This is a genomic window from Scytonema sp. NUACC21 (genome assembly GCF_054684315.1).
On sequence record NZ_BAAFZH010000109.1, the window covers coordinates 337,076 to 349,827 of the forward strand.

The 12,752-nt window shown below is 45.4% G+C and carries 11 protein-coding genes; 10 read left to right on the plus strand and 1 reads right to left on the minus strand.

All coding sequences use genetic code 11. The features are described 5' to 3' along the window. The first annotated feature begins 4 nt into the window (after positions 1-4). The 5 genes from ACYRY3_RS43620 (at position 5) to ACYRY3_RS43640 (ending at position 7,209) form a co-directional block, all read left to right on the plus strand. Complete coding sequence (locus tag ACYRY3_RS43620) at positions 5-2,179, plus strand: AGE family epimerase/isomerase (protein WP_460208079.1); 2,175 nt, start codon at positions 5-7, stop codon at positions 2,177-2,179. Between the two features lie 151 nt (positions 2,180-2,330). Then, positions 2,331-4,055: an FAD-dependent oxidoreductase gene (locus ACYRY3_RS43625; RefSeq protein ID WP_460208080.1), complete on the plus strand. Its 1,725-nt coding sequence runs from the start codon at positions 2,331-2,333 to the stop codon at positions 4,053-4,055. 2 nt (positions 4,056-4,057) lie between these two features. Further along, positions 4,058-5,449, plus strand: a complete 1,392-nt coding sequence (locus ACYRY3_RS43630) for an ATP-binding protein (protein WP_460208081.1) — start codon at positions 4,058-4,060, stop codon at positions 5,447-5,449. Between the two features lie 87 nt (positions 5,450-5,536). Further along, positions 5,537-6,952 (plus strand): sensor histidine kinase, encoded by a 1,416-nt coding sequence (locus ACYRY3_RS43635; RefSeq protein ID WP_460208082.1) that lies wholly within the window; start codon positions 5,537-5,539, stop codon positions 6,950-6,952. After that, positions 6,949-7,209 carry a ubiquitin carboxyl-terminal hydrolase 14 gene (locus ACYRY3_RS43640; RefSeq protein WP_460208083.1) on the plus strand — a complete coding sequence of 87 codons (261 nt, stop codon included), beginning with the start codon at positions 6,949-6,951 and terminating at the stop codon, positions 7,207-7,209. The genes ACYRY3_RS43635 and ACYRY3_RS43640 overlap by 4 nt, the downstream gene beginning before the upstream one ends. A gap of 611 nt (positions 7,210-7,820) precedes the next feature. On the opposite strand, the gene ACYRY3_RS43645 is transcribed toward ACYRY3_RS43640, so the two are convergent. After that, on the minus strand, positions 7,821-7,892 hold the full coding sequence (locus tag ACYRY3_RS43645; protein WP_460208311.1) for a hypothetical protein: 72 nt from the start codon (positions 7,890-7,892) through the stop codon (positions 7,821-7,823). Positions 7,893-8,325: 433 nt separating this feature from the next. Here ACYRY3_RS43645 and ACYRY3_RS43650 point away from each other — a divergent pair, with 433 nt between their 5' ends. From ACYRY3_RS43650 to ACYRY3_RS43670, 5 genes are all read left to right on the plus strand, one after another. Continuing rightward, positions 8,326-9,009 carry a DJ-1/PfpI family protein gene (locus tag ACYRY3_RS43650; RefSeq protein ID WP_460208084.1) on the plus strand — a complete coding sequence of 228 codons (684 nt, stop codon included), beginning with the start codon at positions 8,326-8,328 and terminating at the stop codon, positions 9,007-9,009. 31 nt (positions 9,010-9,040) lie between these two features. Further along, a complete protein-coding gene (locus tag ACYRY3_RS43655; protein WP_460208085.1) occupies positions 9,041-9,868 on the plus strand; it encodes a type 1 glutamine amidotransferase domain-containing protein in 828 nt (275 codons plus the stop codon). 111 nt (positions 9,869-9,979) lie between these two features. Further along, complete coding sequence (locus ACYRY3_RS43660) at positions 9,980-11,710, plus strand: thiamine pyrophosphate-binding protein (protein ID WP_460208086.1); 1,731 nt, start codon at positions 9,980-9,982, stop codon at positions 11,708-11,710. Positions 11,711-11,744: 34 nt separating this feature from the next. Beyond that, positions 11,745-12,194 carry a hypothetical protein gene (locus ACYRY3_RS43665; protein ID WP_460208087.1) on the plus strand — a complete coding sequence of 150 codons (450 nt, stop codon included), beginning with the start codon at positions 11,745-11,747 and terminating at the stop codon, positions 12,192-12,194. Positions 12,195-12,331: 137 nt separating this feature from the next. After that, positions 12,332-12,712: a nuclear transport factor 2 family protein gene (locus ACYRY3_RS43670; protein WP_460208088.1), complete on the plus strand. Its 381-nt coding sequence runs from the start codon at positions 12,332-12,334 to the stop codon at positions 12,710-12,712. Positions 12,713-12,752: the final 40 nt, after the last annotated feature.

Consider the following 12,752-nt stretch of genomic DNA (forward strand, 5'->3'; position numbering starts at 1 on the left):
ATCAATGAATAATATGGGCTTCTCGTTTTCAGATTCAATCGCTGGCTATATTACTGATTTTGACTCACAAAAGGGAGCTTTTGGTACCTTTTGTCTGAAAACGTCAGATGGGAGGATCTTTGAGGCAGCATTAACCGAAATGACCTCTGCTGAATTAGTACGCAATTTGGGAGAGCCTTATTATGATTGTACTGTTCAGATGAGTACAATGCTTGTACCAGATCGGTATATCTTTGTATATGGCATTTTCTATCCTGAGGATCTTCAGTACAACTTTGAAGCCAAACACATCGTCTTTCTAGGTCGGGTAGAAACTGAGTATGTTTTTGAAAAACCAGATTGGTGGATTAATCAAATACGAAGTCTTGCGAATTTTTATCTGAAAGCACAGTTTGAGGACGGTGAAATTGACTATCGCAAATATCGCACCGAGATAAACTGGGTTGGTGCAAAATCAGGAACTAATCGTCAAGAAACTGACACCATTTCGCGCCTGGTTTATGGTTTTGCCACAGCCTACATGATGACCGGAGAAGACCGATATCTAGAAGCTGCGGAAAAAGGGACTGAATACTTACGCCAACATATGCGTTTTCTTGATGAGGGCGAAGGAATTTGTTATTGGTACCATGCGATTGACATTCAGCCCGATGACAGCGAACAGAAAATATTTGCCTCAGAATTTGGGGATGATTATGATGCTATCCCAGCATATGAACAGATTTATGCCCTAGCAGGTCCTACCCAAACCTACCGAGTCACGGGCGATCCACGTATCATGAATGATATAGAGTTGACCGTCAATCTGTTTAATCGCTATTTCTTAGATAAAACGGACAACGGAGGGTATTTCTCACACATCGATCCGATTACCCTCAGCCCCCACTCTAAGAATTTGGGTCATAACCGGGCGAAGAAAAACTGGAACTCGGTAGGTGACCATGCGCCAGCCTATTTGATCAATCTCTGGCTGGCGACAGGTGAGGAAAAGTACGCCAATTTCCTCGAGTACACTTTTGATACGATTGAAAAGCGTTTCCCAGATTACGAGCATAGCCCGTTTGTTCAAGAACGTTTTTATGAGGATTGGAGCCACGACACGACATGGGGATGGCAGCAGAACCGAGCCGTTGTGGGTCATAACCTCAAAATCGCCTGGAACCTCATGCGTATGCACCAGTTGAAGCCAAAAGAGAAGTATGTAGCTCTAGCCGAAAAGATTGCAGATATCATGCCGGAAGTTGGTAGTGACTTGCAACGTGGAGGGTGGTATGATGTTGTAGAACGCATACTAATACCAGGGCAAAAAATACATCGCTTTGTATGGCATGACCGGAAGGCTTGGTGGCAGCAGGAACAGGCAATTTTAGCTTACTTCATCCTTACTGGCTCACTAGGTAACCCTGTATATCAACGATTGGGTCGTGAATCAGCAGCTTTTTATAACTCTTGGTTCCTCGATACCGAGATGGGGGGTATCTATTACAATGTTTTTGCCAATGGGCTTCCTTATCTACTGGGAAAAACTGAGCGAGGCAAGGGCAGTCACGCGATGAGTGGTTACCACTCCTTCGAACTGGCATATTTAGCTACAGTTTATACAAATCTGTTGATTACTAAAGAGCCGATGGATTTATACTTCAAACCTCAACCAGGAGGATTTAAGGATAATATCCTGCGGGTTGCCCCAGATATTCTTCCACCTGGTAGCGTGTACATTAGTGAAGTATGGATTAATGGTCAACTCTATTCCAATTTTGATGCTGAAAGTCTAACTGTCAATCTGCCTGTCACCCAAGACGAACTCAAAGTTCGAGTGAGAATTCTCCCCACTCAAGTATCTTTCAACGCAACACTGCTAGAATTAACTGAAAGCACTGCTCAAATATCTTTGAGCGGGTTACTAGATGCTAATGCTGTGCGATTGCTTCAGGAAGAGTTGGACAAAGCAATGTCTCGGCCAATCAAACGTCTCGTATTGCTGCTACAAAACCTGAAATGTATATCTAGTGCGGGTTTGCGTGCCCTAATTTTCACTAAGCAAAAGTTAGGCGCTGATATTGACATCTATGTAGTTGGCGCGAGTGAGCATGTGTTGCATTTCCTCAAGATGAGTGCATTCTGCGAAGGCATCACCGTGTTGGATCGTTATGACGCTGTCGAGATGGCGAGCGTGTAGAATTCCGTTGTCAAAACTTTTTAAAGTTTTTCCCTGCCTTGTGTGATACCCAAAACAGAGAGCGTATTTAAGAAGTTAACAAAACAGCGATACCGGTAACAAGATTGTACCTGTGGTCGTATACTTATTAGGTTTTAAGGAGCAACTGTGTGTGGCTAACCCTGTACTAGCAAAGCCTATACTGCTGACGGTAGACGATGACCCTGAAGTTCTGCGGTCAGTGGAGCGCGATCTTCGAATGGAGTACGCCAAGGACTTCCGGGTAATGCGAGCAGACTCGGGTACAACAGCCCTGGAGGTGCTGCAAAAGCTGAAACTACGCAATCAGCCAGTAGCGCTGTTGCTCGTGGATCAGCGTATGCCGCACATGACCGGAGTAGAGTTCCTCGAACATGCAATGCAATTCTTTCCCGAGGCTAAACGGGCGTTGCTGACGGCCTATGCAGACACAGATGCTGCTATCCGTGCCATTAACACTGTGAAGATTGACTACTACCTGTTGAAACCATGGGACCCCCCTGAAGAACGCCTGTATCCTGTGCTAAACGATTTGCTTGATGACTGGAAAGCATCTTTCCATGCTCCATTTGCGGGGATTCGCGTTATCGGTCATCGGTGGTCACCTAAATCGCACCAAACCAAAGACTTCTTAGCTCGCAATCAGGTGCCCTATCAGTGGTTGGACATTGAGACAAATGAAGAAGCACGTTGCTTGGTCACCTGTGCTAGCTCGAATGCCCCACACCTGCCGCTCGTGCTCTTCCCCGATGGCACGCAACTTATAGAACCGACAAATGTCGAGATCGCCCAGAAAATTGGGCTGAGGACGCAGGCTGAACGACCGTTTTACGACCTGATTATTGTAGGTGCTGGTCCATCTGGTTTAGCTGCGGCGGTCTATGGGGCATCTGAAGGGTTAAGTACAGTCATGATTGAACGAGAAGCTCCTGGTGGGCAGGCGGGCTCGAGCTCCCGCATTGAAAACTATTTAGGCTTTCCAATTGGACTTAGTGGAGGGGATCTAGCTAGACGTGCCGTAACTCAGGCTAGGCGGTTCGGCGTGGAGATCCTTACACCTCAGGAGGCAATTGGTGTACGCGTGGAAGATGCTTATCGGATAGTCACTCTAGCAAATGGAAGTGAGATCGGCTGCCACGCACTTATGATTGCGTCTGGCGTGGCATGGCGCAAACTAGACGTGCCCGGTATTGAGAAATTGACTGGTGCTGGCGTGTACTACGGTGCAGCACAGAGCGAAGCGATTGCCTGTAGCGGTGAAGAAGTCTTTATTGTTGGTGGGGCAAACTCCGCTGGACAAGCCGCAATGTACTTTTCTAAGCACGCCCGTCAGGTAACCATGCTGGTACGCGGTCATTCCCTTGCTCAAAGTATGTCACAATACCTGATCGAACAGATTTCGGCGACAGACAACATTACAGTACAACTACATTCCAGCATCGTTGAGGTCAAAGGTGAAACTAGCTTGGAGGCGATATCGATCGCTAATACTATCACTAGCGAGACGCAAACTGTTCCTGCAACTTCGCTGTTCATCTTTATTGGTGCGTTGCCGCGTACCGATTGGTTGGATGGTCTTGTGGAGCGAGATAAACAAGGGTTTATCTTGTCTGGACCTGACCTGATGCGCGTTCGTGTTGGCGAAGCCTCTCAACAAGGAGAGGGGTCTCTAATCGAGAATCGCCGTCGCCTAAAAGGATGGACTCTCGATCGCGATCCCTTTTTACTTGAAACAAGTGTACCCGGCATCTTTGTTACTGGAGATGTGCGTTCTGGGTCGGTAAAGCGAGTCGCATCTGCGGTGGGCGAGGGTGCGATCGCGGTTCAATTTATCCATCAATACCTTAGCAAAGTATGATCATGCTCAACAACATAGACGTTTTACGCCAGGTGCCGATCTTCACACAATTAACAGAGGAGCAATTGCACTTGTTGTCCAAACAGGGGAGCAAGGTATGGCTGGAACCAGGTGAGTACATATATGTTGAGGGATCTCCGGCTAACAATTTCTATGTGCTGGTAGAAGGCGAGCTTCAAATTACAAAAAAGGTCGGCAATGTAGATAAATATGTAATGACCTTTAAACCCGGAACATTTTTTGGCCATGAACTGATATTACTAAATACTTCTTACCTTGCTAGTTGCCGTGTTTCAAGCAAAAGCCATTTATTGAAATGGGATACAAATGGTTTCTGGCAGATGCTTAAAAGTTTTCCTGCAATTATATGTGAGCTTCTAATCGTGACTACACAAAGGGTGCAAACCTTGGAGTCGATGTCACGACAACACGAAAAGCTGATTGCGCTTGGTACTTTAGCCGCTGGACTCGCCCATGAGATGAATAACCCCGCTGCTGCGGCCCAAAGGGCAGCGAGCCAATTACACGAAATTGTTCAAAAGTTATTATCACTGAAAGTCAATCAGCAGCAAATGACGAAAGCGCAAGTGGCGTTTATTGCCGACTTGCAGCGCAATCTGACAGAGAAATTAACGACACCGTTACAGCTCGATCCACTGGTACAGAGCGACCAAGAAGACAAAATCATAGCTTGGCTTGATGCACACAACGTGGCTGATGGCTGGAGTTTAGCTGCAACTTTTGTAGAAGCAGGTTTGGACACAGAGTGGTTAGACACGTTTGTGGATTGTTTAAATGCCGACTCAATAAACGACGTACTAATCTGGTTAAAGACGACACTGACAGGTGTTGGGCTGTTATCTGAGATTGAACAAAGCACGAAGCGTATTTCCGATCTGGTGAAAGCGATCAAGAGCTACTCGTATATGGATCAAACCTCGCTACAGGAAGTGGATGTGCATGAGGGGCTTGAAAGCACGCTAACGATCTTGAATCATAAGCTCAAGCGAGGGGTGGTTGTGACGCGCGATTATCAAAAGAGCCTTCCATATATCAAAGCGTATGAGAGCGAACTTAAGCAAGTGTGGACTAACTTGATCGACAATGCCATTGATGCAATGGGTGGACAGGGTCAGATTTGGATACGCACTTTACAAGAAAATAACTGCGTGCTGGTGGAAATCATCGACAATGGACCAGGTATTCCGTTAGATATCCAGCCCCGCATCTTCGAGGCGTTTTTCACAACCAAGGGTGTAGGAGTAGGCACAGGGTTAGGTCTAGACATCAGCTACCGCATTGTCGTCGGGATGCACCACGGCGACATCAGCTTTTTTTCCCAGCCAGGGGACACCCACTTTCTGGTTCGTCTGCCTATCAATTTGTCCCGCTAATACCATTTCTCTTTTGTATTGGAGGAGAATCAGGGAGCCAGTCTTATCTGAATAGTATTGCATCAGTATCTTCAACAAGGTGAGAGCATGATCGACATCGACGCTTTACGCCGAGTGCCCCTTTTCTCTAACTTAACCGATGAGCAGTTCAGATTCGTCGAACACGGAACCGAATTATGGCTCAATTTAGGAGAGCGACTTCTGACAGAAGGAGATCCTCCTGGGGCTTTCTACGTGCTACTTCAAGGCGAGGTTGAGTTTACGAAGATGATCGGCAACCAAGAAGTACACATCATAACCTACGAAACTGGGACTTTCTTTGGTCACGAGCCGATCTTGTTAGATATGCCAATTCCTGTTACAGGACGCGCCGTCCGCGACAGTCACCTGCTTAAATTGGAAGAATCTGTTTTCTGGCAAATGCTTGCGACCTGTTCCTCGATCGCACGCGAGTCGCTGCGAACGATCGCGCAACGACTGCAGAATTTGGAAGCAGTGACACAACAGCACGGAAAGTTGATTGCACTTAACACCTTATCTGCTGGGCTTGCCCACGAGTTGAATAACCCCGCCGCTGCAGTCAGACGAGGTGCGAGGCACTTGGAGGAGATATTTCAAAGTTTACTTTCTCTGACACTAAAGCTGAATTGCCAGCAGATGAGAAATGCACAATTAACGCTTCTTTTTGACTTGTTGCAAGATACAACAGAGCAGGTTAAAAAACCTTCTCAACTCGATCCACTGACGCAGAGCGACCGGGAAGACGAGATTGCAAGCTGGTTAAAAGCGCACGGTGTAGCTGATGAATGGAAACTTGCTCCAACTCTCGTGGGAGCAGGACTGGGAACTGATTGGCTAGACACCGTTGTAAATTGCGTCCCTACTGACTTACTCGGCGATGTACTGACCTGGTTGACAACGGCACTGATAGGGGTAGGATTGTTATCCGAGCTCGACCAAGGAAGTATGCGTATCTCCCAATTAGTCGAAGCGATTAAAAAATACTCCTATATGGATCAGACCCCCTTGCAAAACGTGGATGTGCACGAAGGGCTCGAAACTACACTGACAATCCTGAGTTATAAGCTCAAGCAAGGGGTAATCGTAACACGTGAGTACGATCGCAGCTTGCCCCGCATCTACGCCTATGGCAGCGAACTTAATCAAGTATGGACTAATTTGATTGACAACGCCATTGATGCAATAGATGGACAGGGTCAAATTTGGATACGCACGTCACAGTTAGACAACCGGATTTTAGTAGAAATTGCCGACAATGGATCGGGTATTGCGCCAGAGATCCAATCTCGTATCTTCGAGCCGTTTTTTACTACTAAAGACGTGGGCAAAGGAACCGGGTTAGGATTGGACATTGTCCGCCGTATTGTCGTTGGGAGGCAAAAGGGAGACATTCGCGTCTTTTCCAAATCTGGAGAAACGTGCTTTCAGGTGCGGTTACCTATTAATATATCCAAGAGATCTGTCAAAAGGAAGATTTTATGAATCTAATTTGTACACACCTTAATCTAATCCAGAAGGTTACACCTAGCGCGGATGGTTGTAAAGAATGTCTAGCACTTGGGGATAGCTGGGTGCATCTGCGAATCTGCCAAACCTGTGGCAACGTCGGGTGTTGCGATTCCTCAAAGAATAAGCATGCCACCAAACACTTTCACGCCACTGGCCATCCAATTATAAAGTCCTTCGAGCCGGGTGAGGATTGGGGCTGGTGTTATATCGACAAAACTTACATCGAATAGTCCGGACGAGATCTGGACGGTATTAGGCTTTGTTGCAAAAGTAGTCTACTCCCACTATTCTTTAAATCTATTGTATTGCGCGACTAAAATACTTCTCTTGCTTGAGGGTTAACGATTGCCTCAAAGAATGGGAAGGAGCTTCAGCCAAACGGACTAAGTTTTAGCATAAAATATGCTTTCTTTTTTGCTTATAAAAGTTTGCTATTAGCGCTAAATTCTTTAACGAGCGCAATCTCTAAAATTTTGGATTTAACATAATAGTGTTCGGTTAAGTTTTCTGAGTGAGTGTTTCAGGCGTACAGAGACGCGAAATTTCGCGTCTTTATAGAAATTATGACTGAGTATAGTGCCTTATTACAAATCATATTGGTCAAGAGTAAAATAGAAAATTAAAAGTTTTATAAAAAATAATTAATCGCTTGCATTAGATAAATATTATCATAAAATTTATTGAATTTCAAAAAGAATAATATTAGTGCTTTTGAGTGAAGCACTATATTTCTATTCTTCTTCAAAAAGAGTTAATTTTCTTGCTAGTAGTGCTGAATGAGAATACAAATTTCTTGATATCCTTCCTGTCCCAGTTTCTCGACGTAGCTTGGTAAAAACCATTAAGCTTTCTGTTGGCTAAAAAAAGAGCCAAAGTAGTGGGTAAAGTAGGGTTGCTTAGTGATAATTTTTATCCACCAGGCTAATTATATTCCAGGGGTCGTATTTCGGGCAAAGTTTACATTGTTTCGGTTTTGCAAAAGTTTTTCTAGCATTGAACTCTTGCTTTGCCAGAACCCGATACTGAGTAAACATTTAAGCCAAGTGACATGTGCTTGCTGATATGTAGTGTATACTCCAGTTTCATAAATTAAATAGGATTGCTATATGAGGAATTTGGAAGCCTCTTAAACTGGACTTTGACTGTTCCAACAATCGCAATCTATCATTAGATTAAACTAGTTTGTTACTAAGTAAATAAGTAGAAACGAAACAATACCAACACATTCCGAAATATTACCCCTTGCGGATATTTTTCGTAGTTTCTAAACTGATTAACAAAGACTTAAGAAAAGTCCCTGGCATTTCCAGTTAAGAATCTAGTAAATCCAAGGAAATTTAAACAGTATGATACCTAGATCGCTGGGAGGGAAAAAAATTGCTATTCTCGTCGAAAGTGAGTTTATTCCTGAGGAAATTGAGTGCTATCAGCAGCGCTTTGCAGAGCTCAGGGCAACTGTGCATTTTATGTCTAGACTTTGGGGCAAACCGAGTGTTCGCTTCTTCAGCGATGAAGATACGGGCAAGACGCCTCAAACCCTAGAAGTGCATATCGATTTTCAAGATGTGGACGTTAACGACTACGCGGCTGTAATTATGGCCGCTAACTACACTAGCGTTCGCTTGCGTTACTTCGAGCCGCCACCAGGTGTTCCAATTAGTCCCGAACAAGTTGCCAGTTCACCTGCGGTTCAGTTTTATGCCAAGGCGATGGCGAATCCCAGGATAATTAAAGGTGCGCTCTGCCACGGACTGTGGCTAATGACACCTATGCCAGATCTGCTTAAAGGGCGACGGGTTATCTGCCATGAGGTAGTCCTTGCAGATATCATCAATGCTGGTGCCACTTACGTACCATCACCTTCAGGTGTTGTAGTAGACGGTGACCTTGTTACCGGTCGCTCAAGACACGAAGTTAACTCATTCATCGACACCATCACCGAACAAATCCAAAAAGTTTCTTCTGCAACAAATCGCTTCTCACTCAAAAGGTCTGTCACTCCTCTATCAAGAGTAAAAAGTGCGAGCTAATTAACTTAAAATAAATTCATGAGGTAATTGCATGAAAAAGATTCTCACAATTTTATCAGAGTGGGGTTATTGGGGTGAAGAACTGGTAGGCCCTCTAGACAGCTTTGATAATGAGGGCTACCATGTTGACTTTGCAACGCCGACGGGAAAAAGACCTGTAGCACTTCCTCCTAGCATGGATCCTTATTTCATCGACCCACCTTTGGGAAAGACAGTCGTGTCACAGGAGATGGCAGAGAAGGTCAAGAGGCTGGACGATCCTACAAACCCTCGACTTGACAACCCGATTGTATTGTCAAAATGGTTACCAGATCGACCTTACTGGAGTTCTCCAAAACTTCTTCGGGAAATGGAAGCTTATTACAAAGCGCTTGATGAAGTGCAACAGGATTTGGAACAATACGATGCCATGCTGATAGTCGGCGGCAGTGGTCCGATCATCGATTTAGCAAATAACCATAGGGTTCACGATCTCATCCTTAGCTTTTACAGGATGGGGAAGCCGATTGCAGCAGAATGTTATGGTGTTACTTGTCTTGCCTTTGCTCGCGATCTTGGAGACCGCAAGAGCATTATCTGGGGTAAACATGTTACAGGTCACTGTAAGGAATACGACTATCTGGATGGAACTGGATTTGTAGGAACTGACCTTAACATGGGTCCACCTCCATATCCCTTGGAGTATATCCTCCGTGATGCTACGGGTCCAGACGGGCAATATCATGGCAATGTTGGTAAAGCGATCTCTGTAATTGTTGATTATCCGTTTATCACGGGTCGCTCTACCCCAGACTCTTATATGACTGGTCAGAAGTTGGTAGAAGTTTTGGAAAAAGGACTTACGCGCTACGGGTGGTAAATTCTTCTAGGTCAGCCTTTAATAGGTCAGCAAGAATTATGACTGCCAAAGAATTTGGATTTAACCCATCGAACTTTGAACAACTTTGTGAGTACCGCCAGAAAACAGATTATGCCTAAGGAAGCGGAAGTTATGGTAAACAGAAATGGTCGCTTTGCCATCATCGAACAACTTCTTGCAGATGGTATACGCTATATGTTTGGCAACCCCGGTACAGTTGAAGAGGGGTTCCTGGACGCGTTGAGCGACTATTACCCGAAATTTGAATATATCTTTGCATTGCAAGAGACAATAGCAGTGGCGGCTGCCGACGGTTACGCCCGCGTCACTAAGAAGCCAGCAGTTGTGCAACTCCACAGCGGAGTTGGTACGGGAAACGCTATTGGGACGATGTACCAGGCAATGCGCGGTCATGCGCCCCTGGTAGTACTGGCTGGTGAGGCTGGTATCCAATACGATGCTATGGATGCCCAAATGGCTGCCGATCTTGTAAGTATGGCTAAGCCTGTCACAAAATGGGCAACTCGGGTCGTCCATCCCTCTTCTCTATTGCGCGTGCTGCGTCGGGCCATTAAAATAGCTGCAACACCCCCTATGGGACCCGTGTTCGTGTCCCTGCCAATGGATGTTCTGGATGCTCCTAATGACGAACAAGTGGTTCCGTCTTCCTTTCCAGTCACACGGGTTGCCCCTGAGCCCGACCTACTGGCAAAGGCGGCAGGTATACTAGCCGATGCATCGGAGCCATTGATGATTGTGGGCGACGGTGTAGCTTTTTCTGATGCACAGGTTGAATTGACCCGCGTAGCCGAACTCATTGGAGCCCAAGTATGGGGAGCAGATTCATCTGAACCAAACATGAGCGCCACGCATCCTCTATTTAGAGGACTGTTGGGTCATATGTTTGGGGATGACAGTCGCCGCATCACCTCGCAGGCGGATGCGATATTGATTGTTGGAACTTACGTTTTCCCCGAAGTATTCCCTGCTCTGTCTGGCGTTTTTGCTAAGAGCGCAAAAGTTATTCACATTGATTTGGATACTTATGAAATAGCAAAAAACTTTCCAGTAGATATCGGGCTGCTGGGCGATCCGAAAACCACGCTTGCCAAGCTGGCTAGTGCGCTCGAATCAACTATGACGGTTGGCAAGAAAGAGGCGGCAAACGAGCGGGCTGCCCTAATAGCAGAGACCAAGAAGCAGGAATTAGCTGCTCAGTTTGAGGCTGACAAGTCAGTTCGCGACTTAGTGCCTTTGCATATGACACGTTTTGCAGAGGAGTTAGCTGCACAATTGCCACCAGATGCGATCGTTTTCGATGAAGCACTTACCAATTCTCCAGAACTATGTCGTTACATACAACCGACAACCATAGGACAGTATTTCCAGACACGAGGTGGCTCTTTAGGCGTCGGCATTCCTGGGGCAATTGGTATCAAGTTAGCCCATCCAGATAGAACGGTAATTGGGTTCACGGGCGATGGCGGCAGTATGTATACTATCCAGGCGCTCTGGACCGCAGCACACCATAATATTAATGCCAAGTTCGTCATCTGCAACAATCGCAGCTATAAGATATTGAAGCTCAACATTCTGCATTATTGGCGCGAGCATCAAATACCAGAGCACAACTATCCATCTTCTTTTAGCTTATGCGATCCAGATATCCATTTCGTTGAATTAGCTCGTGGCATGGGGGTTCAAGCTATCCGGGTCGAGAAGCCAGACCAAATTGCTTCTGCAATCCAAAAAGCGTTGGACCATGATGGGCCTTTCCTGATTGATTTGGTGCTTACAGACGAGATTGTAGGTACAAAGATTGGCGTTAAATGTGGTCAGTAGCCAAGTAAATTTTTCATTAAAACGGAGAAAAACAATGACAGTAACTAATTTAGCACCTTTAACTGAGCAGGAAATAAAGCAGTTTGCGGCAAATTGGTATCAGAAATTAGACGTTCACGCTCCGCTTGAGGAATATATTTCCTTGCTTGCTGAGAAAGATTTAGAAATGCGCTTCCCTGAAGTTACGGTGTATGGCTTTGATGGATTCAAAGGTTGGTACGAGCGCGTTATCGGTATTTTCTTTGATGAAGTACACACCCTAAAAGAAGTTACCGTTACCCCTTCAGGAGATAAGGCGAATGTTAAGGTTGTCGTCAAATGGGAAGCTAGTGTTTGGAAGGCACCAGCAGCAAAAAGTGAACGGATTATTTTAGATGCTTATCAAACCTGGGTTATGGAGCGCTCGCCCAAGACCGAGAACCCAGTGATAAAAACTTACATTGTTGACTCACTGGATTATGCAGAGGGATCTGCTAAGCTTTGAGCTTGACCAAGACAAAGAAAATTTGACACAGCACATAGCGTCGAGAGTTAACTGGTCGGGTAAACTTCTCCTTACTCGATCAATACAGCCACTCCTATTGAAAAAACGGTTTTCTACACACCCCCCAAGAGGCTCTTATGAATACTAACGAAGTAATCGGCAACTACTACAACTATGTCAATGCTGGTGACTGGAATAATTGGCTAACCTTATTTGATGAAAACATCATTATGGATGAACAGTTAGCAGGCCATCTTGAAGGTCTTAAAACCTTGAGGAATGCAATAGGAGGACTTGAAAAGGGCTACTCCAAGTTCCTCATGCATCCCCAGCAAACCGTAATTGAGGGTAACAAAGCCTGTGTTATTTGGCACTGTGAGGCTGCAAATGCCAATGGTGTGCCAATTGATGCCAAAGGCGCTAATTTTTTCCAAGTGGAAAACGGAAAAATCACTTATATGTCCAATTTCCATGACACAAGACCTTTTGACCCGTTTATGAATCAGAAGTTGAGTTGAACTTAGCACTGAATGATGATTCTTAACTAAGAGGGGTAGG